Source organism: Kitasatospora sp. NEAU-CNBT7, from assembly GCF_057220535.1.
The window spans coordinates 42,123-61,174 of sequence record NZ_JBXQQB010000008.1; the positions used below are offsets into that span (position 1 = coordinate 42,123).

Annotated in this window: 22 protein-coding genes and 1 tRNA gene; 3 read left to right on the forward strand and 20 right to left on the reverse strand. The window is 71.7% G+C overall.

The window, feature by feature from the left end:
- Nucleotides 1-159: 159 nt before the first annotated feature.
- The 4 genes from AC2TEW_RS13215 to AC2TEW_RS13230 all read right to left on the reverse strand — a co-directional run bounded on the left by AC2TEW_RS13215 (nucleotide 160) and on the right by AC2TEW_RS13230 (nucleotide 3,479).
- Complete coding sequence (locus tag AC2TEW_RS13215) at nucleotides 160-822, reverse strand: hypothetical protein (RefSeq protein WP_484623556.1); 663 nt, start codon at nucleotides 820-822, stop codon at nucleotides 160-162.
- A 154-nt stretch (nucleotides 823-976) separates the two neighbouring features.
- Nucleotides 977-2,383, reverse strand: a complete 1,407-nt coding sequence (locus tag AC2TEW_RS13220; RefSeq protein ID WP_484623557.1) for a hypothetical protein — start codon at nucleotides 2,381-2,383, stop codon at nucleotides 977-979.
- Complete coding sequence (locus AC2TEW_RS13225; protein ID WP_484623558.1) at nucleotides 2,383-2,532, reverse strand: hypothetical protein; 150 nt, start codon at nucleotides 2,530-2,532, stop codon at nucleotides 2,383-2,385. The genes AC2TEW_RS13220 and AC2TEW_RS13225 overlap by 1 nt, the downstream gene beginning before the upstream one ends.
- Nucleotides 2,533-2,990: 458 nt before the next feature.
- Nucleotides 2,991-3,479 (reverse strand): YajQ family cyclic di-GMP-binding protein, encoded by a 489-nt coding sequence (locus AC2TEW_RS13230; protein ID WP_484623559.1) that lies wholly within the window; start codon nucleotides 3,477-3,479, stop codon nucleotides 2,991-2,993.
- Between the two features lie 216 nt (nucleotides 3,480-3,695).
- Between AC2TEW_RS13230 and AC2TEW_RS13235 the strand changes: the two genes are divergently transcribed.
- Nucleotides 3,696-3,776: transfer RNA gene (locus AC2TEW_RS13235), tRNA-Tyr, on the forward strand.
- A 165-nt stretch (nucleotides 3,777-3,941) separates the two neighbouring features.
- On the opposite strand, the gene AC2TEW_RS13240 is transcribed toward AC2TEW_RS13235, so the two are convergent.
- From AC2TEW_RS13240 to AC2TEW_RS13315, 16 genes are all read right to left on the reverse strand, one after another.
- On the reverse strand, nucleotides 3,942-5,357 hold the full coding sequence (locus AC2TEW_RS13240; RefSeq protein WP_484623560.1) for a tyrosine-type recombinase/integrase: 1,416 nt from the start codon (nucleotides 5,355-5,357) through the stop codon (nucleotides 3,942-3,944).
- On the reverse strand, nucleotides 5,339-5,524 hold the full coding sequence (locus AC2TEW_RS13245) for a helix-turn-helix transcriptional regulator (protein ID WP_363635345.1): 186 nt from the start codon (nucleotides 5,522-5,524) through the stop codon (nucleotides 5,339-5,341). Before AC2TEW_RS13245 ends, AC2TEW_RS13240 begins: the two co-directional genes overlap by 19 nt.
- A 258-nt stretch (nucleotides 5,525-5,782) precedes the next feature.
- Nucleotides 5,783-7,105, reverse strand: coding sequence for a DUF3987 domain-containing protein (locus AC2TEW_RS13250; protein ID WP_484623561.1), 1,323 nt, complete (start codon nucleotides 7,103-7,105; stop codon nucleotides 5,783-5,785).
- A gap of 223 nt (nucleotides 7,106-7,328) precedes the next feature.
- The gene (locus AC2TEW_RS13255; RefSeq protein ID WP_484623562.1) at nucleotides 7,329-8,246 is read right to left on the reverse strand and encodes a bifunctional DNA primase/polymerase; all 918 of its coding nucleotides are present in this window, start codon (nucleotides 8,244-8,246) and stop codon (nucleotides 7,329-7,331) included.
- 225 nt (nucleotides 8,247-8,471) lie between these two features.
- Nucleotides 8,472-9,191, reverse strand: coding sequence for a class I SAM-dependent methyltransferase (locus tag AC2TEW_RS13260; protein WP_484623563.1), 720 nt, complete (start codon nucleotides 9,189-9,191; stop codon nucleotides 8,472-8,474).
- Complete coding sequence (locus tag AC2TEW_RS13265) at nucleotides 9,188-9,772, reverse strand: hypothetical protein (protein WP_484623564.1); 585 nt, start codon at nucleotides 9,770-9,772, stop codon at nucleotides 9,188-9,190. The genes AC2TEW_RS13260 and AC2TEW_RS13265 overlap by 4 nt, the downstream gene beginning before the upstream one ends.
- Nucleotides 9,773-9,893: 121 nt before the next feature.
- Complete coding sequence (locus tag AC2TEW_RS13270) at nucleotides 9,894-10,307, reverse strand: hypothetical protein (protein ID WP_484623565.1); 414 nt, start codon at nucleotides 10,305-10,307, stop codon at nucleotides 9,894-9,896.
- 20 nt (nucleotides 10,308-10,327) lie between these two features.
- On the reverse strand, nucleotides 10,328-10,516 hold the full coding sequence (locus AC2TEW_RS13275; protein ID WP_484623566.1) for a hypothetical protein: 189 nt from the start codon (nucleotides 10,514-10,516) through the stop codon (nucleotides 10,328-10,330).
- A 228-nt stretch (nucleotides 10,517-10,744) separates the two neighbouring features.
- A complete protein-coding gene (locus tag AC2TEW_RS13280; protein ID WP_484623567.1) occupies nucleotides 10,745-12,868 on the reverse strand; it encodes a hypothetical protein in 2,124 nt (707 codons plus the stop codon).
- Between the two features lie 98 nt (nucleotides 12,869-12,966).
- Nucleotides 12,967-14,679, reverse strand: coding sequence for a hypothetical protein (locus AC2TEW_RS13285; RefSeq protein WP_484623568.1), 1,713 nt, complete (start codon nucleotides 14,677-14,679; stop codon nucleotides 12,967-12,969).
- 105 nt (nucleotides 14,680-14,784) lie between these two features.
- Nucleotides 14,785-15,027 (reverse strand): hypothetical protein, encoded by a 243-nt coding sequence (locus AC2TEW_RS13290; protein ID WP_484623569.1) that lies wholly within the window; start codon nucleotides 15,025-15,027, stop codon nucleotides 14,785-14,787.
- A 29-nt stretch (nucleotides 15,028-15,056) separates the two neighbouring features.
- Nucleotides 15,057-15,428 (reverse strand): RRQRL motif-containing zinc-binding protein, encoded by a 372-nt coding sequence (locus AC2TEW_RS13295; RefSeq protein WP_484623570.1) that lies wholly within the window; start codon nucleotides 15,426-15,428, stop codon nucleotides 15,057-15,059.
- On the reverse strand, nucleotides 15,425-16,255 hold the full coding sequence (locus AC2TEW_RS13300; protein WP_484623571.1) for a hypothetical protein: 831 nt from the start codon (nucleotides 16,253-16,255) through the stop codon (nucleotides 15,425-15,427). Before AC2TEW_RS13300 ends, AC2TEW_RS13295 begins: the two co-directional genes overlap by 4 nt.
- Entirely contained in the window at nucleotides 16,252-16,434 is a 183-nt protein-coding gene (locus tag AC2TEW_RS13305; protein ID WP_484623572.1) for a hypothetical protein, read from the reverse strand. The genes AC2TEW_RS13300 and AC2TEW_RS13305 overlap by 4 nt, the downstream gene beginning before the upstream one ends.
- Nucleotides 16,434-16,772: a WhiB family transcriptional regulator gene (locus AC2TEW_RS13310; RefSeq protein ID WP_484623573.1), complete on the reverse strand. Its 339-nt coding sequence runs from the start codon at nucleotides 16,770-16,772 to the stop codon at nucleotides 16,434-16,436. Before AC2TEW_RS13310 ends, AC2TEW_RS13305 begins: the two co-directional genes overlap by 1 nt.
- On the reverse strand, nucleotides 16,772-17,014 hold the full coding sequence (locus AC2TEW_RS13315; RefSeq protein WP_484623574.1) for a hypothetical protein: 243 nt from the start codon (nucleotides 17,012-17,014) through the stop codon (nucleotides 16,772-16,774). Before AC2TEW_RS13315 ends, AC2TEW_RS13310 begins: the two co-directional genes overlap by 1 nt.
- A 468-nt stretch (nucleotides 17,015-17,482) precedes the next feature.
- Here AC2TEW_RS13315 and AC2TEW_RS13320 point away from each other — a divergent pair, with 468 nt between their 5' ends.
- Both AC2TEW_RS13320 and AC2TEW_RS13325 read left to right on the forward strand, forming a co-directional pair.
- Nucleotides 17,483-17,809: a putative quinol monooxygenase gene (locus AC2TEW_RS13320; RefSeq protein ID WP_484623575.1), complete on the forward strand. Its 327-nt coding sequence runs from the start codon at nucleotides 17,483-17,485 to the stop codon at nucleotides 17,807-17,809.
- Complete coding sequence (locus tag AC2TEW_RS13325; RefSeq protein WP_484623576.1) at nucleotides 17,806-19,044, forward strand: helix-turn-helix domain-containing protein; 1,239 nt, start codon at nucleotides 17,806-17,808, stop codon at nucleotides 19,042-19,044. Before AC2TEW_RS13320 ends, AC2TEW_RS13325 begins: the two co-directional genes overlap by 4 nt.
- Nucleotides 19,045-19,052 lie beyond the last annotated feature (8 nt).

The window sequence follows — 19,052 nt, forward strand, 5'->3', positions numbered from 1 at the left end:
TGTCCACCGAGCCTGGGGAGGCCAAGGCAGCGCACGGACTACGCCGACTGTCAGGTGACGGCAACGAATGCGCTGGTCGAGGCAGTCGGACACTTCGCTCGAGGACAGGACCCGCAGGAGCCGACGGCACTCCTTGACGCCACCGGCCATAGGCCTTGTCTACTGCCCGTCGTATCGGACGACGACGCCATCGAGTTCCTTCGCGACCTGGTCGGCGAGCCCGTAGTCGCAGAGATTGATCGACCAGTTCGCGGCTGTGGCGAGGTAGGCGGGTACTCCACGGTAGGCGATTGCAGAGCGCAGCGCCTTGTCCCGGTCGGTATCGCTGCTGTAGAGCTGCAGGGTCGCGCAGTTGGGGGTACGGCCGACCTTGCTTCCGGTTTGGCAGGTCAGTGAACCGGCGGCTCCGGACTTCTGGTCCGTGCAGCCGACAGCGGTGTCGAGGGCTGCGGCGAGCTGCTCGGCGCTGGCGAAACGGGGGGATGGCGGGATCGACGGCAGAGGGTGATCGGGGATCTTCTGCTCGTCGCCGGGGAGTACGACGCCGCCGAGCGCCTGGGCAATTTGCGGCGCGTAGGCAGGGTTGACGACGTTGATGCGCCAGTTCCCGGCAGCGACGAACGTCTGGTGGAATGCGGTGCGCCCCGCTGCGATCGCATCCCCGATGTCGTCCCGTGTGTAGCGGTCCGAGTCGAAGACCTCGATGGCGTTGACGAAGCTGTTGCCGTTGATGGTCGCGGTGCAGTCGATGTTCGATCCGCCGTTCATCGTGTTGCGCAGGGTGACTCGGCAGGGGATGCCTGCCTTGTCGAGGGCATCCACGACGGCGTCCGCGCTGCTGAACTGTGGCGCTGTCGGCACGTTTGAGGGCATGGGGACGCGCGGCGGCGGTCCGCCGCTTCCACAGGAGGCCAGGGAAGCGGCGGACACCAGCACGAGCAGCGTACGGGCGAGGTGGGGCCGGCGCATCGTTCGCTCAGCCTGCCGGTGGTACGGGAGCCGGGCCGGGGCTCGGCGCCGGCGGTCCGGGTGCCGGTGCGGGCGGAGTGCCCGGTGGCGGTACGACCGGTGGGCGTGGCTGGTCCGGGGGCAGCGGGGCGTTGCCGCGTTCGCCGGTGCTCACTCCCGGACCGGCGTAGATCGGGTTCACGTTGACGCTGCGGTCGTTCGGGGTCCGGGCGGCGAGCTCGTCCAGGGCCCTGCGCCGCTCCGCCTCGGGCAGGTTGTTCCATGCGTCCGCGTCGCGGAGCGACTGCTGGAGCCCGTCCCAGTTGTCGGATCGGTCCTTGATGGCCGCGCCGCGCTCTGAGCCGTCGTCGCCGTACCTGGCGTTGGAGTCGCGCACCTGGGGTGTGTCAGCGGCGTACAACAGGAACAGTTGTTTGTCAGTGGCGGCACCGTGCGGGTTCTGCTGGAGCTGCTTCATGTAGAAGGCGCTCAGTCGGACATCCTCGCTCGGGTTCTCCTCGATGTATTTCGCCAGCTGGGTGTCGCTCAGCCCTGCGAGACCGGGGAATGCGCGCGGGCTGTCGTTGATCACAGCTCGGGCGGTCGCGAGCTTGACGTGGGTGATGCCGAGAGACTTGTCCGGCTTGAGGCTCTCCTCCGCGGACCAGTTGGCCATACGCCCTGCGGCGGTAAGCGGCCCGTCCAGGCCGGGCTCCTGGTTCTGGTACCACTGCTGCTCCTGCCACATGATGGCGAGCAGCAGGTCCGTGCTGATGCCGGTCTCGGCGGACGCTCGACGGGCCGCCTCGATCAGCTCGGGTGGGACGTTGATCCGGTGCGGACCGTTCTGGGCACTCTGCAGCCGCATGGCGATCGAGAGGGCGCTGTTGCCGTCGCGGTCGAGCGCTTCCTGGACTGTCCTGGAGCTCTCGACGACGGCCAGTTGGGTCAGGGTGCGAAGCTCGTCGGCCGCCGCCGCGTCTGCAGCGGTCGCATCGTGCAGTGCCGCCGTGATCAGAACCTGCGCCTGGTGGATCTGCTCGTTCAGGGCTGCGGCCCCGGCCGGTTCGGTGAACACGGGGTCGGTGTAGACGCTGCCGTCCTGGTTGACCTTCAGATGGTGACCGTGGGCAAAGTCGAGTGCACCGTGAAGGGCGCTTTGGGCGTTTGCTATCGCGGTGGCGAGCCGGTCGTAGACCTTGGCAAGGTCGCGCATGGACAGGGCCGCAGCCTCGTAGGCGTCCGCATGCTGCGCGAACCGTGCTCGGGCAGAATCTCCGGTCGGGCTTGCCCAGGCGCTGGCGAGCGTACGGGAGACCTCGTCACGTGCGACTGCGGCCACGTTCTCGCAGTGCCTGGCCGTGGCCAGAGCGTCGTCACACGCCTTCTGCCAGAGCTGGGGCTGGGCGCGATCCAGATCATCGAGCGTCAGCATTAGGCGCCCCGCAGCCACTGGGCGTCACCGGAGAGCATTGCAGCCGTCTGGCCATCCGTGGTGACGTAGCTGTTCGCCGATGCCTTGAGCGCGTCGGCAGCCGCCTCGACCTCGTCCGCCTCCTTGTGCAGGCGGTCCCTCCATGCCATGACGCACTGGGAGTTGGCGCCGGCTGCCTGCAATCCGCGATGTGCGCCGCCGGCCGTCTCCGCGTCGTCCAGCATGAACCCTCGGCGACTCTCCGCACTGGCCTCCTGCATGGAGACGGCTACGCGTAGAACGCTATCCGGATCGATGTCGATGTCGGCTCGCAAGTCATCCCCCCATGGTGACTCATTGTCCAGCGATCTTGACGCTCCGTAGGACGAGCCTGAATCGTCGATGGTTCCCCGGGCGCAGAACTCTCTGGACTGCGGCCCCCTCGCCCCGACGTGCGACTCGCCGGACGGTGGAGGCGGCTCGCTGGCCGCCCGCCGATAGGCCTGGCCCTCCGTCGCGGCGAGGAGGGCACATCGAGCAACACTGATCGACACGGTCGTCAGCGTTGCGCCCTCGATGTGCCCTCCCGGGCCGAAAAAGTAGCGTTTCCGCAGGTCAGTGCGGTCTGCTAGCGGTAGTTCACGAACTGGATCGCGAACTCCAGGTCCTTGCCCTTGAGGAGGGCCTGGACCGTCTGCAGGTCGTCCCGCGACTTGGAGCTGACGCGCAGTTCGTCGCCCTGGACCTGGGCCTTGACGCCCTTGGGGCCCTCGTCGCGGATGATCTTCGCGACCTTCTTGGCATCGTCCTGCGTGATGCCTTCCTTGACGTCCACGGAGATCTTGTACTCCTTGCCGGACAGCTGCGGCTCACCCGCGTCCATCGCCTTCAGCGACAGCCCGCGCTTGATGAACTTGTCCTTCAGGACGTCCAGGATCGCCTTGACGCGCTCCTCGCCGTTGGCCTTCATCTCGATCTTCTCGCCCGACCGCTTGATCTCGGCGCCGACGTTCTTGAAGTCGAAACGGGTGGAGATCTCGCGGGAGGTCTGGTTGATCGCGTTGTCGACCTCCTGCCACTCGACCTTCGAGACGATGTCGAAACTGGAGTCGGCCATGGGTGTTGGTCTCCTTGCGGTACTGGCTTCACGGTCAGGGGCCACCCGTCCCGGACGGCCGCCGCCCCAGCCTATCCAGCCACGCCCCCGCGCCGCGGCCGACAGCCGCGACCCGCCCTTGATCGTCACGTGACCAATCGAGTGGCGGACCACCCCCGTCCATCGGGTATCGTTTACGACGTCGAACGGGGCAGCCCCCCGCGAGACACCATCCCTGGCTGGTTGCCCGAGCGGCCAAAGGGAGCAGACTGTAAATCTGTCGCGCAAGCTACGCAGGTTCGAACCCTGCACCAGCCACCGGATAACGGAACGGCCCTGAACTGCGGAAACGCAGTTCAGGGCCGTTTCTGTTTTGTTCGAATGACTGGTACGTCGAGTGGTCGATTTGGGGGGTTTGTCTCACCCGATCCCGCCGGAATCCCACCTCTGACCAGCGCGTCCGGACCAGTCACGGACCAAGAATCACGCCTGCCCGGCCGGACGTGGGATCTGCCGTGGGACGGCGTTGCGGCGGAGCCGCTTGGAGATCAGCTCGTTCGCGTAGTCCTCGGTGCCGTGGAGGCACTTCGCGTAGACCCGCAACAGCACCGCGACGCTGTGGCCGGCGCGACGCGCGACCTCGGTCGGATCGACCCCCGAGTTCAGCCAGAGCGAGACACATGCGTGACGCAGGTCATACGGGCGCTTGCCCAGCGCGGTGGCGCAGTCGGCGGGGGAGAGCACCTCGGCGCGGGCCTTCGCCCAGACGGCGCCGTATCCGCTCTCCTGGACCATGCCGTCCCGCGAGGTGCGGAACAGCCGCCCGTCCGGCGCGATGCCGTACGCCTCGATGTGCTCCCGCAGCAGCGCGACCAACTCCGGGGGGATCGGTACGGGCCGGGTCGCCTTGACCGCTCGGTGCTTCAGTCCGCGCGTGTCGTGGGACGTGCCGTCGTCGGTCCACGACGATCCGACCCGAGGCCGGCTGCCGTCCAAAACGAGACGGCCCCAGCCCTCCTCCGGCAGCACGCACCGGTCGCGCTTCAGGTGGATCACCTCGGCCGGCCGCATCGCGGCGTAGTAGAGGCACCCGAAGAACGCCTTCAGCCGAGGCCCGCGGCGCCCCTGCCGCCCGACGGCGTCGAGAAGCGCGATGGCCTGCTCCGGGTTCACCACTACCCCGGGGTCGACCTCCTCCTCGACCTCCGGTGGCTGCCACTGGACCAATGGCATCGGGTTCGTGGTCAGCAGCCCCTCCTCGACGGCGTGGCCGAGGACGTGGTGCAGGATCCGGCGCTTGCGGAGGATGACCGACGGCGCCGCCTTCGTGCCGTCCAGCTTCACCGCCAGGGCGTCCAGCATCCGGCGCATCATCCTGGGCTCCTCGAACTCCGCCACCATCAGGGAGTTCTTCTCGACCCAGGCGAGGGCCCTGACCATCTCCGGTGGGGGCTCCTTGTCCCGCTGGTTGACGTTGAAGGCCCAGCTGTAGAGGGCACGTCGCACGATCCGCTTGTCCGGCATCCCCGCTTTCGAGCGGACCAGCTCGAACGTCACCGTGGCCAGGGCGTCGGCCCACGTCGTCCGGGTCTTGGCCGGCGCCCCCTCCCAGCGCCTCTCCACGTAGTTCCGGCCGTGCTGGTACCAGCTGACCTGCTTCTCCTTGCGCAGCTCGGAGAGTGGCAGGCCTCGGTCGAGGTCGAACGCCTCGCCGGCCCGGGCGGCGGTGATGAGTTCGGCCTTTCGGCCGTCGGCCTGGGTCTTCGTGAGGAACGACTCGGAGAACTCACGGACTCCGACGGTCCAGCGGACCATGAAGGGCCTGCGCCGGTCGGGGCGGACCCGGTGCTCCCAGAACTGCACCTTGTACGAGGTCGGCATCAGGCGGCGGCCTCGCACGACGCCCACCAGGCGTCGAGCGCTGCGCGGCTGACACGGATCTGACCGTTGGGCAGCTTGGTCAACTTCGGGCCCTTGCCGCGGGCGCGCATCCGGTAGAACGCGGCGCGCGACATCTCCAGCTCTTCGAGGACAGCGGGGAGCTTCAGGTACTCCTGCTTGGGCATGGCGGGGTCTCCATGTGAGGTCACGCGCCACCTGTGGTGGCCGCGGGAGGGGTGGAAAGGGTGGAAAGGGTGGAAAGCCTGCTGACCTGGGCTTTCGTGGGGTGGAAAGGGGGGTGCTAAGTGGGGTGGAAAGGGTGGGGTGTCGGCGGGCGCGGGCGGGGCGGGGGCTTTCCACCCCCCTTTCCACCACCCTTTGCACCCGGTGTTTTCGCAGGTGGGAGGGCTTTCCACCCTTTCCACCCTTTCCACCCCCGGGGTTCAGTCGGCGGGTGGGGCGTAGAGCAGGACGGTGGTGTGGCGTCCGGTGCCGGGTTCCTGGACGCTGGCGTAGCCGTCGATGTGGAGGAGCCGGGCGACGAGTCGGGCGCGGTCGTCCTTGGTGTCGCGCTTGAACAGTCGGTAGACGTCGTCGCCCTTGAGGCCGCCGGGTCCGGCGTTGCGGACGGCCGCGGCGAGCTTGTCCAGTTTCGGGTCGCCGGTGGTCGCCCCGGCCATCCCGAGGACGTGCGCGGCGGAGGCCCGGGAGTAGTTGACGAGGGCGTGAGCTGCCCGCAGGTGGACTTCGCCGATCTGGCGTTGGTGGTCAACGAGGGCGTAGACCATGGCCAGGCGCAGGGCGTAGGGGGCGGCGCGGGCGGTGAACTCGGCGAGCGGGCCGGCGCCGTCCTCGTCCCCGCACAGTGCCGGGTAGATGTCCTCGCGCCACGCGGCCCGGGCCGGTTCGTCGAGGGTGACCTCGCCTGCCTGGCGGGCGTCGGTGAGGACAGTGCGCCAGGCGGTGGCGAGGTTGTCCACAAGTTGTGGATCGGCTCCGCGGGATTCGGCGAGCAGGAGATTGCGGTGGACGAAGACCGGCAGGTAGCGGTTGTAGGTGCCGCCGGCCATCTCGGAGTCCTGCATCTTGGCGCGCAGTTCGCGGGGGCTGATGTGGCCGATGATCGCGACGTGCGGAGCCGTGGCCCGCATCGCCTCGCGGTTCATCACCCCGAGGTCTTCGCCGTTCCACGCCTGCCGCAGGACCCCGCCCAGAGAGGAGCCCTCGCGGCGGGCGCGGGCCATGGTGATGCCGTACTCGGATTCCACGATCCAGCGCCGCTTGTCGAGGATCCCGGGGTCGTCCTTCTTCTTCGGGTCGCCGTCGCGGACGGCTTCGATCAGGCCTTCGCCGGACGACAGGCCGGACAGTGCGTTGTCCTTGAAGAACGTCGGTTCGGCGGCGGTGAGCAGCATTTTGGCGGTGTTGGTGGCGGCGCCCTTGCGGCCGGCGGCGGTGGCGCCGATGGTGAGTGCCCAGATGAGGGCGGGGTGGCGGTCGTTGCCGATCCGCAGGTGCGGGCCGGAGCCGAGCATGGCGCCGGCGGCGGACAGCAGGTTGACCAGGACCCCGACCGGGTCGGCCTCGGTGGTGCCGTCGAGTTCGCGGACGGTGTCCCCGGCCCAGCCCTGGAACACGGCCGGGTCCGGTACCGGGCCGGGCCGCACCGGCCGCTCGACGTCCGTGAGGGGCCCGTAGAACGTGTCCACGGGCGGCCCCGCGGCGGTGACGTTCTCGGGTGGCTCGGTGGTCGGGGCGGCGGTCACCCGGCCTCCCGGTGGCGCCGACGTGGGGCGAGAGATGGGCGGCGGGTGGTGTGCGGGTACGGGCCGTCAGGGCCGTTGGCGGAAGCGGTCATGAGGGCTCCTCCAGTGCTGTGGTCGGGCTTGAAACGGAGGCGGGCAGGGGGCTGGACTCTGTGGTCACGGCCCGGGGAAGCGCGGGGCCGGAGAAGCGGCCTTTCCGGCCCCGCGCCGGGTGGGCGCGTGTCTAGCCGGGCCGTCCCGGGGTGGTGGCGGCCCGGGCGATTCCGCGGTGGATGGTGCGCTCGCACTCCGGGTGCGGCAGCCCGATGGCCAGGCCGGCGGACAGCAACGCGTCCAGCACCACGTCCTCGGGGATGACACCGGTGTGGACGTGCCGGCCGAGGGCGGCGGCGGACGCGAAGAGCTGCTTGCCGCGGCCCCCGGGCTGGGTCCTTGCCCGGACCTTCGCGGCCTCTCGGTCGATCGCGGCCCGGGCGTAGGCATCCTGCTTGTGGATCCGTCGGTCAAGGTCCCGCTGCTCCGGCACGTTGACCGGGGCGGGCTTGGGTGCGAGCAGGGCCAGCAGCCCGGCCGGCGCGGGCGCGATGGCGTGGGGATCGGTGCCGGGGGCGAACAGGTACCGGCCGCTCTCGCCGAGGGAGCCGGGGCCGACCAGGTACCCGGCCGGGCCCCGGACGTCGATCCCCGCCGCGATGTCCTTGACCGAGTTGACGATCCGGGCGCCGGGCGTGGAGGAGAGCCACAGGTGCCGGCCGCCCGACGGGGTCGCCACTGTCGCGGTGGGCGGGACGGTGAAGCGGTGCTGCTCGGCGAGTCGGGCCAGGTCGGCGATGCCGTCCTGGCCGTCCTTGACGTCGAGGTCGAGGCCGATCAGCCAGTGCGGGGGCCGCCCGCAGGCGATGCCGTAGGCGGTGGCCCACGGGGCCCGCTCGAACATCTCCTGGATCACGGTGTGGTCGGTGGTGGCGTCGTGGACGCCGTGCCCGAACCGGCCGCACGTCGCGCGGCAGTTCTCGCGGACCTTGCCGGGCGGGTGCGGGCTGGGGATCGCGGGCCGCTTGGTGCGGGCCAGGGGGAAGACCGCCAGACCACGATCGGCGGCGGTATGGGCGGCGTGCAGAGCGCGGTGCCAGTCGGACACGGGCAGCTCCTCAGGCAGAGAGGGAATGGAAGGAATCCGGCCCGGCCGCGGCCGGGCCGGGGGCGTTGATGGGCTCGGTGTGCTGCTCGGCGCAGACCTTGTGCGACGGTCGGTGCCGCTCGTCCCGCAGCGGGGTCGGCCGGCGGCACCAGCGACAGGGCAGGGCGCGGGCGCGGTCGAAGTGGGAGGCGTCGCGCCAGTCGAGGACGGCGGCCACGGCCCGGCCTACGCGACCGGCAGGGGCGAGGGCGTGGCGGCGAGCAGGCGGGCGGCGGCCTGGCGGCCGATCAGTTCGGTGTAGGCCGGGGGGATGGCCTCGGCCAACTCGCGTCGGTCGCTCGTCCAGTGGATGCCCATGGCGTCCTGCCACTGGGCCACGGTTCCCTTGCCGCCGCCGTTGCCGTACACGGCGAAGTACGGGCCGGTGAACCACCGGCCGTGGCGCATCCCGGCGACCCGGCCGCGGTGGCGCAGGTGCTCGGGCTGGTCGAGGACGAGTCCGCCGCCGGCCTCGAAGTGGCGGTGGCGGATGACGGCGAGGCCGAACATCTCCCCGCACAGCGTGACGGTGATGTCCATGCGGCGGGAGGCACGGCCCGCGGGCTGCTCGATGATCCAGGGGCGGTCGGTGGACCGCAGGGCGGCGCGGGTGGGTTCGAGCAGGTCCGGGTACCGGTCGCGCTTGGCGGCGTTGGTGCCGGCGGTGAGGGTGCAGTCGAACTGGCACGGCGGGCTGGTGTGGATCAGGTCGAACTCGGCGCCGTGCTCGCGGATGTAGTCGACGGCGTCGCCGCGCACGAAGGTGTGCGGGTAGTTGGGCTGCGGGGCGATGTCGATGCCGGTGACGTCGAACCCGGCCCGCGCGTAGCCGGTCCCGGCGCCCCCCGCGCAGCAGAACGCGTCCAGGACCCGCAACCGGCGGACGCTGCGGAGGGTGGCGGTCACCGGGACACCCCGGTCAGCTCGTCGACCAGGTGGGCGTTCGCGTTGGCGTATCCGGCGAGGGCCCGGACGGCGGCTTTGGCGTCGCGGGTCATGGCGGCGCCGGGCCGGGTCGTGCTGGGGGTGATGAGGAGCCGTTCCGGTACGGGGAGGAGCAGGTCGGCGGTGACCAGCAGGGCGGGCCGCTCCGTCAGTTCGGGGCTCTCCAGCGTGGCCCACTGCTGGTCGGCCCACGGGTTGTGCTCGCGCTGCCAGTCCAGGACCCGGGCGGGGCGGTGGGTGAGGGTGTGGTGGCGGAGCGGGACGGTGATCCGCAGGGCGAGCCGGTGGTCCTCGGTGATGACCGCAGTGACGGCGTGCAGGTCGGGCCGGATGCGCACGTAGCCGGGCACCATGATCGGGCCGGTGGCGACCATCCAGGCGACGGCGGCGAAGTCGACGGCGCGGAGCGGTTCGCCGTCGTCGTTCAGCAGGTGGGGGTGCAGGGCGAGGTGGGCGCCGTAGCGGGAGTCGCCGTCGGACGCGCGGGACCTGTCGTAGCTGTCATCGGTGACGGTGAGCGTGTGCGTGCCGAACTCGGGCATGCTGGTGTCCTTCGGTCTCGTGGAAACGGGAGCGGATCGCCCCGCAGCAGCCGGTCTCACCCGGCAAGGTCGTCCGGCTGCTGCGGGGTTTCGTGCTGTCCGGGGCCGGTGGCCCCGGGGTTCAGCGGTTGCGGTTGGTCATGGTGACGCTGACGTTCACCGCGCCCCGCCCGCCAGCGGCGCTGTTGCTGTTCTTGATCAGCCAGGCGAGGGCGAGGACGGCGGCGAGCAGGCCGAGGCCGGTCGCGGCCTGGGCGACGGCTTGCAGCATGTAGCCGACCCCGAGGCCGGCGGCGCCGGTGCCGATCCCGCCAGCCAGCAGCCGGGCGGGCCACGGGTCACGCTCGGGCAAGGCGTTGAGCGCCCGTTCCGGGGCGTGGGCCTGGCTGGCGGCCGGGACCGGCGGGCCGAGGTGCGGGAGTGGGGCGGGCTGGTACGGGATCAGCGGGGCGGCGGTGGCCGGGTGGGGGAGGTAGTAGGGCCGGCCGTCGGCGGTGTGGAGCACCGCCGGGGTGTGCTGCTGGTGATGGTTCATGGCGGTGCCCTCCGGGATGGTCAGTGGTGGGAGATGAGTCCGACGGTGGCCTGTATGGCGGCGTTGACGGGTCCGGCCAGGCCGGTGGTGGCGAGGGTGAAGCCGGACAGCCACAGCGCGGCGGCGGTCGGCAGGGAGGCCCGGCGGCCGCGGATCAGCAGGACGCTGACGACGGCGAGCAGGACGGCGAGTGAGACGGAGACGATCACGGCGGTGGCCTTCCGGGTGCCGGTTCGGATCGGGGTTGTGGGCCATCACGTGGCACCAGTGGCAGGCCGCGGAGAGGCGGCCCGCGGCTTGTCGCGTTGGTTGTCGCTTGGCACTTGTCGTCTGTCACTTGTCGCTTGTCGCTTCCCAGGTCACAGGGGGTATCCGCGCCGTGCGACAAGCGCACCGCCCCCTGGGCGCGCGGAGACGACAAGCGACAAGCGGGGGTGTCAGCTGTCTGCGGGGGGCTTGGGTGCGTGGGTGTGGTGGACGTAGCGCGCTGCCGTACCGGAGCCGGTGCGGACCGTCTCTCCTGCCTCGGTCCACTCCCGGAGCCAGCCGTTGATGGTCTGCCGGGTGGTGCCGAACTCGGGCTTCAGGACCCGCTCCATTGCGGACGCTCCGGTGCCGTCCGGTCCGGCCTTGATCAGCAGGATGAGCGCGGCCTCGCGGGCGCCGGGCTCTTCCGGGGTGTCCTGTTCGCGGCCGCTGGACCAGGTGCTGGGGTCGGACCAGTCGGTGGCCGTCGCGCTGCCGGGCTCGTCGGCCGCGGGCAGCAGCCAGAGGCGCTCCAGCTCGTCGGCCGGTGCCTGGGCGGGCTGGTCCCACCCAGCGGTGGCCTTCCACCCGCCCGGCAGCGGCCCGGTGTTCAGCCCCTGCTCCGGCCGGCCGGCCGCCTGCTCCGTGCCGCCGGGCTGTCCGCCGGCGGGGACGGTGGCGGATTCCCAGAGGTGGCCGCACCGCTCCAGCTGCCAGCGTTCGGTGTAGTCGGTGCCCGCGGCGTCCAGTGACGGGGCGTCCAGGGCGGGGCGGCGGTGGGAGGTGAGGGCGGTGATGTCCTCGATCTGGCCGGGGGTGATGCGCCATTGGCGGGCCTTGGCGGGCTGCTTGCCCTCGGTGCCGACCAGCAGCGAGCCGGGGCCGGAGAACGAGTCTTCTGCGCGCAGGGCCCGCCAGCCGAAGAGGTGCCCCAGTTCGGAGTCCTCGTAGGCGCCGGTGGCGACCCGGTTGGACGCCATTTTGCGGACCAGCGGGTCGGGCATGACGTCCTGGGTGACCCGTAGGACGGAGACGACGACCCGGATGGCCATGGCGCGGGCGATCCGGATGACCTGGGAGATTCCGGCGAGCACCGCTTTGGCCTCGCGGGTGGCGGCGACCTCGGCGCCTTCGTCCATGACGATGACGATCTCGGGCACGTTGGGGCCGACGGGGAGCTTGTCCTCGTTGGCGTCGCGCATGGCGTCCTGGTAGGCGGTCTTGCGGCGCTTGGCGATCCGCACCGCCGCGCCGAGCATCCGCTTCGCTTCGGCGGGGGTGGAGGCGACCCAGTCCACCCCGGGGGTGGGGATGTCCGCCCCCGCCCATCGCGTTCCGGGCCGGCCGGTCTGGGCGTCGCGCCAGGCGTTCAGCCAGGGCAGGCCGATGCTGCCGGCGTTCAGGTCGATCACCCAGACCAGGGTGTCGTTGGTCTGGCCGAGCCGGGCGATCAGGGTGTGCAGCCAGTTCGTCTTGCCGGAGCCGGTGGGGCCGGTGACGATCGTGGACGCCTGCCGCAGGTCCAGCTCGGCCCGCTCCCCGGTGGACAGCAGTGCGACCGGCACCGGGTTGTTGACCGTGGTCGTCTCCTGCAGGTCCTCGACCGGGAACGGCAGCTCCGTCCCGGCCAGGTTCTTCGTGGTGACCATGATGAGGACCCGGCGCCGGGAGATGCCGGGCATGGTGGCCAGGCCGCAGCCCTCGGGCAGGTCGAGGTCGGCGCCGAGGCCTTCGGTCCGGTCGGTGATGGTCCGGCGGGTGGTGCCGCCCTCGGGCAGTTCGACCTCGACGGTGTAGCCGGCGCCGGAGGGCCAGTGCTCGATCCCGAGGACGACCACGTCGACGTTGCAGACGCGCTTGATGCGGGCGGTCCAGTCGGCGCCCATCTGCCGGCGGGCGCCGATCAGCAGCAGGTGACGGCGGGACTCCTGCTCGATCTCCTCGTGTGCGGCGAACCCGACCGCGAGGGTTCCCGCGAGGGTGCCGGCGGCGGTGAGGGTGCCGAGGTGGGGCCAGGTCCACGGGCCGCCGTGGGCGATGGCCCAGGAGGACCAGCCGCTGGCGGTGAGCCAGCATGCCCCGCGGAAGGTGAGGGTGGCGCCGGTGAGGCGGCGGCGCAGGCCGGCGGTGAGGGTGCCGATCGCGCCGGCCGCGCCCGCGGCGAGGGCCCAGCCCGGGGGCATGCCGGTGGCGTGCCCCAGCGAGGCGGTGGTGAGGGCGCCGAGGGTGCCGTTGACGGTGCCGGACAGGATCCCGTGTCCGGCCTTCCAGTCGATCCGCACCCCGGACTTAGCGGGGTGCTTGGGGTTGGTCATCGTGCTTCTCTCCTGCTCACGAAAGGGGGAGGGAGCGGGCCGCCCACCGCGGGGTGGGCGGCCCGGGACGATCTGCGGTGCGGGGTCGAGCGGGTGGGTTACTGGACGTTCCAGCGGCGTTCGCCGTCGAGGCCGTTGCGGGGGTTCTCGATCCGCTCGATGTCGGCCTCATGCACCCGGCGGTAGATGACGGGGACCTCTTCGAGCGCGCTCACGACCTTGGCCATGGCGCGGTAGCCCTCGCCGATCTCCTCGACCACCGCCGGGTCCACCGGCAGCCTCTCGGCGGACAGCTCGGCGAGGACCCGCAGGACGTCCTGGAGGGTGAGGAACGCGGTGGGCAGGTCGTTGACCAGCTGCTCGAACTCGGTCATGTGCTCGGGGTCGAACGTGGAGGCGGCCTGCAGCATCACGTCGGCCGCGGAGGAGAGGGAGAACGCGGGAAGGGTGGACTCGGAGTCGGACATGGTTGCCTCCTGGGGGTGCCAGCCGTAGATGACGCGGATCGGTGTCCAGACGGTCGGGACCTGCACCGCCTGCCTCTCAGGGGCCGGGGTGGCGGTGGGTTCGGCGTTGCGGGCGGGGTCGTTCACGGTCTCGGCGGGCACCGGCACCTCGCCGACGGCGGCCAGGTCGGTCCCGGCGATCGCCGCGTCCCGCGCTTCGCGGGCGGTGCGGGCACGGCCGGCCAGGTGCCGCCAGGTGCGGCGCAGGTGGGAGGCGACCATGCCGCGGTGCCGCCAGTTGCCCGCCAGCACCGAGGCGGTGCCGACCACCCCAGTGGCGAGGACGGCGCCGGTCATCCTGGCCCGGTAGCGCCATGCCGAGCGCTTCAAGGCCTTCTGCTGCTCGGGCGTCGACGCCACCGGCGCGGACGACTTCCCGCCCCTCGCCTTGGTGGCGGCGGCGGTGGTGGCGGTGGTGGGGTTGGTGAGGCCGGTGGCCGGGTCGAGGCCGGCCTTGCGCAGGGCCCGTTCCCGGCCCTTGATCAGGCGCTTCTCGGTGAGGGCAGCGATCTTCGCCGACCGGGCCGCGGACGCCTCCGGCCACCGGGCGGCCGAACCGCCACGGCGAACGGGCTCGTTGCCCCACCCGCCCTTCGCCACCGACCGAGCCACCCACTGGGGTTCCCGCCAACCACCCACTCCGGAGCGCTGGTCGGCGCCGGGCCGGTGGCCGGAGGCGGACCGGCCGGAAACCCCGACGGTGGTACTCGGTCCCGGTCGGCCGAGACCGACGCTCGCTGTTCCGGCGGCTCGGCGGGCGCCGCTCTTAACGGCCCCGGTGGCGGGGCTTCCGGTCGCGGTGTGCGGCCTGGCCGCGCTCCCGGTGGGCGAGGTGGTGCGGTGCTGGGCGGTGCGGGCGGCGGCCCGCAGCCCGGACGCGCTCGGCCGGGCCGGCCCGGCCCACGGCACCCCGCCACCGGCGCCGGTGGCGGACGCCCGGCGGGCACCCGGCACTTGCCCGAACGCGGAGGACGAACGCGGCGCGGCACCGCGACCGCCGCCGGATCCGGTCGAACCGCCGCTGCGGGTAGAAGCGTTCGTGCGGTTGCGGTGGCTGCGGCGGGCCAGGGAGCCGGCCGCGACCACGCCGGCGGCGACACCGGCGACCGCGAGGGATGCGGGGCCGCCGAGGGCGAGGGCTCCGGTCGTGACGGCGCCGGCCGCGTTCGCGGCGGCCACCGCGAGCGGCAGGCCCGGCACCGGGGCCGCCGGCGGGCTGCCCGCCGGCGGCGGGGCGGTGGGCGTGGGCGGGATGGCGGGTTGGGGCTGGGTGGTGACCTCGACCAGGGTCGGAGGCTCGGCCATGATGGCAACTCCGGTTTCTCTTCAGGGAGGGATTCGGAGGCCCGGGACGGCCGGTCAGCTTGCCGGCGTGCACGGCCGTCCCGGGGTGGCGCTGGTCCGTGCTGGCTAGAGCTGGTTGGGCTCCAGACTGAAGAACAGGGTGTTGGCGTCGGCGAGCTCCGGCTTCTGCCGGGTCAGGGACTCCCGGATGGCCCGGTAGGCGTCGGCGCGGGTGGCACCCGCGGGCGGGTCGTAGGTGCCGTCGGTGGTGATCACCCGCAGCGTGCCGTTGCCGAGCCAGGCCTGCAGCGTGATGATCCACGCGTACGTCCGGCCAGCGGCCGCAGTGGTGACGGTGGTGTCGGACATGGGGCATCTGCCTTTCAGGGGTGGGATGTTCAGGCGGTGAGGCCGAGCCGGTCCGCGCACGGCACGCAGGTGCCGTAGCGGGCGGGCAGGACGTAGCCCGCGTCGCGCGAGCACTGCGGGCACCAGCGGCGCGCCAAGTTGGCCTTGGCGAGCGCGGCCTGCTTGGCGGGGGTCATCGGCCGGACCGGGGCCGCGAGGTCGAGGCGGTAGAGGAACGCGGTGGCGTTGCCGCCGAAGCGCGAGCGCCAGCACATCTGCGCGGCGACCGGGTGCCCGCCCGGCCGAAGCCCCGCATTGCGCAGCTGCCGGCGGGTGGCGTACCCGTCGGGTGCCTGCCGCCACCGGAACGTCGGGATACACCCCGCACCGGTGCCGGCCGGGACCTTGGTCCGGCGGCTCACGCCGACACCGCCGCGGTCCCGACGAGCGGGCGCAGGGCGTCGCGTACCCGCTGGGCGCGGGGCTGGCCGATGCCGTACTCGGCGCGCAGGGTACGCACCGACGGCAGGCCACCCTTGGCGAGTACACCCGCGAACCGCGCCGCCGCCACCGGCAACAGCTCATCCCCGGTAGCCGGATCTTCCTGCTGGTCAGGTGCCGTGTATCCGGTGTATCCACCGCCCTCGGGTACGTACCCGGCCGCGCCGTGCGGGCGGGTACGTTCCGGGTCGACGGCGGGTGCGGGGCGTGCCGGGAGCGGCATGAACAGCAGCTCCGGCACCGCCTCGACGGCCGTTTCGACCAGCTCCGGCACGGACGCCGGGTCCGGCCCGGGTACGGCGGGTACGGCCGCCGGGTACACCCCGGCCGGACCGGGTACCGCGGGTGCGGGCTCGGCCCACAGTGGCGGCAGCTCGACCTCGGCCGGGTGCTCGATCGCCGGGGCGGGCTCGGTGGCGGTCTTGGTGTGGAGCACGTGGACCCGCCACAGGACCAGCGGGGCGATGGCGGAGACGAGCGCGATGAGCTTCCAGCCGGGGTGCAGGATGCCGGCGGCGAGCAGGTGGGCGGCGGCGTTGGTGGCGATCATCCCGAGCACCGGCGGGAACACCTCACGTCCGGCCCGCAGGGCGCGCAGGGCGTAGGTGTCGAGCGCCAGCGGCAGGCCGGCGGCCACGACGGGGTGGAACCCGGACTGGACGGCCAGCGCCCATTCGCCGTGCGCGGAGACGGTGACGGCGGCGCCCATGGCCAGCCAGGCCAGGACGTCCATCCGGCGGTGCTTCACCGCGCACCCCCGATCCGGGCGGACATCGGGGTGGCGGCGCGCTCGGCGCGGTGGCGGGCGTCGAGGTCGGCGGTGTGCCGCTCGACCCGCTCCGCCAGGCGGGCGGCGTTCTCGCGTACCCGGCGCAGGGCCTCATCGGCCTGCACGGTGTCCGCGGCCGCGGTCGCGGTGGTGGTCATCAGGCCACCTGCTTCCGCTGCCGGTCCGCCAGGAGGCGGCGCTGGTAGGGGGTGAGGCCGCCGAAGATGCCGTGCTTCTCGCCGCGCTCCATGGCCAGCGCCAGGCACATCTCGCGGACCGGGCAGCCGGCGCAGATGTCCTTGGCCCGCAGGACACAGAAGCCGTAGTCGTCGGCGTCGTCCTCGGGGAAGAACAGGTCCGGGTCGACGCCGGTGCAGACGGCGCCCGGCAGGGAGCCGGCCGCCTCCGGCGGGGTGAACACCGCGTCCCCTGCGGGGGAGGCGGTCAGGTGCGGTCGGTTGGTGCCGCGCAGGCCGCGGCGTACGAAGCGGGTCATCACGCGGCCGCCTTCCAGGTGGCGGCGCGGCGGCGCTCGGAGGTGTTCAGCAGGGCGCGGGCGTAGCGGGCGGGCTCGGGGGCCAGGTCGCGAAGCACGTCCCGGGCCACCGCGAGCCGGACCACCTGGTCGGTGTCCGACTCGACGGCGGGGCCGGCGAACAGCTCCACGTCGATGCCGAGGGCCAGCTCGGCGAACTCGGAGGCCGTAGCGGCCTCCTGGCCTGCAACAATCAGTCTCACGGGTCCTTCTCCTAGGTTGAGGGCCCGGCGGGGCGGCTTCTCTCCCGGCCAAGGTCAGGAAGCCGCCCCGCACTTCGGGCAGAAGGGGACCACCGGCCCGAGCGGCCCGTGGTCGAGGACCGCGGCCCAACCCCGTGAGGGCCGGCCGCGCGTGTGATCAGTAGCTCTGTGGGAACCGGCACGACGGCCGGGCCCGCTACCGCGCGACCCCTTCCGAGGGCCGTGGGACGGCAGCGTTGTCAATGAACGAGCGCTTCCCTGGCCAACCCCCTGCAGGAGCCGACTTCCGGACGCATTTGCGCAGCTCAGAGCAGCCCAAAGAAGGCCCCTCTGCGTCACCCCTGTCTCACTCGGTGTGACACTGCGAAGCTACTCGCAGAGATTCTGCGAGTCAAGAGAATCTGCTACTCGCAGAGATTCAGCGACCGTGGAAGACTGGTGCTCCGACCTGATAGGGGAGCTGTGACCATGGGTTTTGGGCTCGTAGTGCGTTTCACCGCCCGCGACGAGAGCGCGGCGCAGGCGTTCGACGAACTTGCGGCAGCGGCGCTGGAGGGCATCAAGGCCCACGAGCCGGGCACGCTGGTCTACGTCAACCACCGCGTGCCGGATGAGCCGCGGGTGCGCGTGTTCTACGAGCTCTACGCGGACCGGGCTGCCTTCGAGGCCCACGAGGAACAGCCCCACGTGAAGCACTTCCTGGCCGAGCGTGGGCAGTACCTGGAGTCCTTCGAGGTCACGTTCCTGGATGAGGCCGCGGGCAAGCGCCCGGCCCCGGTCGGCGACGCCCGATGACGCCAGAAGACCGCCGGGTCTTTGGGGCTCGGGTCGCGCAGCTCAGGAAGCAACGCGGCCTGAAGCAGGACGAACTCGCCGCAGCAATCAACCGAACGGCCAGCTGGGTGTCCCAGGTTGAGCGAGGCGTTCAACCTGTCGTGCGGCTGGACGTGCTGCAGCTGCTCGCCGACGGCTTGGGTGTCTCCGTGCAGGTGCTTCGGCCGGACGCGCCCCAGGCCACGCCTGTTCCACCATCTGTGGAGGAACAGCCGAACGACCTCGATGAGGCCCGCTTGCTGATCTCGGGCCATCCGGCGCTCGGCGTTCTGCTGGGACCGGTCTCGGCCAGCGAACAGCCGACCTTGGCCGAGCTGACCGCGGCCGTGTCTGAGGTGTGGGAGCTGACCCACGCTGCCCGGTTCTCGGAGCTGAGTGCGGCGCTCGGGCGAGTCGTGCCGCGGCTGGAGCGAGCGGTGCGGACGGCCGTGCCCAAGGACCGGCCGGAGATGTACGAGCTGCTCAGCCAGAGCTACCAGGCTCTGGCGGCAGCCTTTGTGCGGCAGGATGAGGCAGATGCGGCTTGGGTCGCAGCGGATCGCGCGATCCGAGCCGCGGAGCAGTCGGCGCGGCCTCTCCACGTCTTCGCCGGCATCTTCCGGCTGGCACAGGCGTTTGTCCGGCTCAAGCACCTCGACCAGGCTGAGCATGCCGCGAGCAGCGCTGTCGCGGTGCTCAAGCGGCATACCGCTGTGGAAGCCCCAGATCCTGAGGCCTTGTCAGTGCTCGGGTCTCTGCATTTGGTGTTGGCGCTCGTTGCAGCCCGAGCGGGCCAGCGAGAGGAAGCCCGCGATCAGCTCCGCAACGCTCGCCGCGTAGCGGCTCAACTGGGCGAGGACCGGAACGACTTCAACCTCGAGTTCGGGCCAACAAATGTGGAGATCCAGGCTGTCTCGACGGCGGTGGACCTGGGTGACGCCGGAGAGGCTCTCGACATCGGTCAGGGTATCGATGCAAGCAGGCTCTCACCCGAAAGGCGAGCACGGTTGCTGATGGATCTCGGCCGTGCTCACGCCCAGCGCCGTCATGCCGGCGAGGCTCTGGACTGCCTACTCAGAGCTGAAGAACTCGCGCCAGAGACGCTTCGAACGCACGTGGCCGCTCGGGCGACGATTCGGGAGCTCGCTCTTGTAGCTGGTCGGACCGCTCCGCCTGAGCTGATGGAACTGGCAGACCGCGCCAACGCGCTGGATTGAGGACAGCC

What these genes read in the sequence shown, in the direction of transcription:
- AC2TEW_RS13265 (WP_484623564.1), bottom strand. Translation starts at nt 9,772, where the DNA reads ATGCCCGAGTTCGGCACGCACACGCTCACCGTCACCGATGACAGCTAC.
- AC2TEW_RS13270 (WP_484623565.1), bottom strand. Translation starts at nt 10,307, where the DNA reads ATGAACCATCACCAGCAGCACACCCCGGCGGTGCTCCACACCGCCGAC.
- AC2TEW_RS13225 (WP_484623558.1), bottom strand. Translation starts at nt 2,532, where the DNA reads ATGGCATGGAGGGACCGCCTGCACAAGGAGGCGGACGAGGTCGAGGCG.
- AC2TEW_RS13280 (WP_484623567.1), bottom strand. Translation starts at nt 12,868, where the DNA reads ATGACCAACCCCAAGCACCCCGCTAAGTCCGGGGTGCGGATCGACTGG.
- AC2TEW_RS13320 (WP_484623575.1), top strand. Translation starts at nt 17,483, where the DNA reads ATGGGTTTTGGGCTCGTAGTGCGTTTCACCGCCCGCGACGAGAGCGCG.
- AC2TEW_RS13245 (WP_363635345.1), bottom strand. Translation starts at nt 5,524, where the DNA reads ATGCCCAAGCAGGAGTACCTGAAGCTCCCCGCTGTCCTCGAAGAGCTG.
- AC2TEW_RS13310 (WP_484623573.1), bottom strand. Translation starts at nt 16,772, where the DNA reads ATGACCCGCTTCGTACGCCGCGGCCTGCGCGGCACCAACCGACCGCAC.
- AC2TEW_RS13220 (WP_484623557.1), bottom strand. Translation starts at nt 2,383, where the DNA reads ATGCTGACGCTCGATGATCTGGATCGCGCCCAGCCCCAGCTCTGGCAG.
- AC2TEW_RS13290 (WP_484623569.1), bottom strand. Translation starts at nt 15,027, where the DNA reads ATGTCCGACACCACCGTCACCACTGCGGCCGCTGGCCGGACGTACGCG.
- AC2TEW_RS13285 (WP_484623568.1), bottom strand. Translation starts at nt 14,679, where the DNA reads ATGGCCGAGCCTCCGACCCTGGTCGAGGTCACCACCCAGCCCCAACCC.
- AC2TEW_RS13325 (WP_484623576.1), top strand. Translation starts at nt 17,806, where the DNA reads ATGACGCCAGAAGACCGCCGGGTCTTTGGGGCTCGGGTCGCGCAGCTC.
- AC2TEW_RS13230 (WP_484623559.1), bottom strand. Translation starts at nt 3,479, where the DNA reads ATGGCCGACTCCAGTTTCGACATCGTCTCGAAGGTCGAGTGGCAGGAG.
- AC2TEW_RS13305 (WP_484623572.1), bottom strand. Translation starts at nt 16,434, where the DNA reads ATGACCACCACCGCGACCGCGGCCGCGGACACCGTGCAGGCCGATGAG.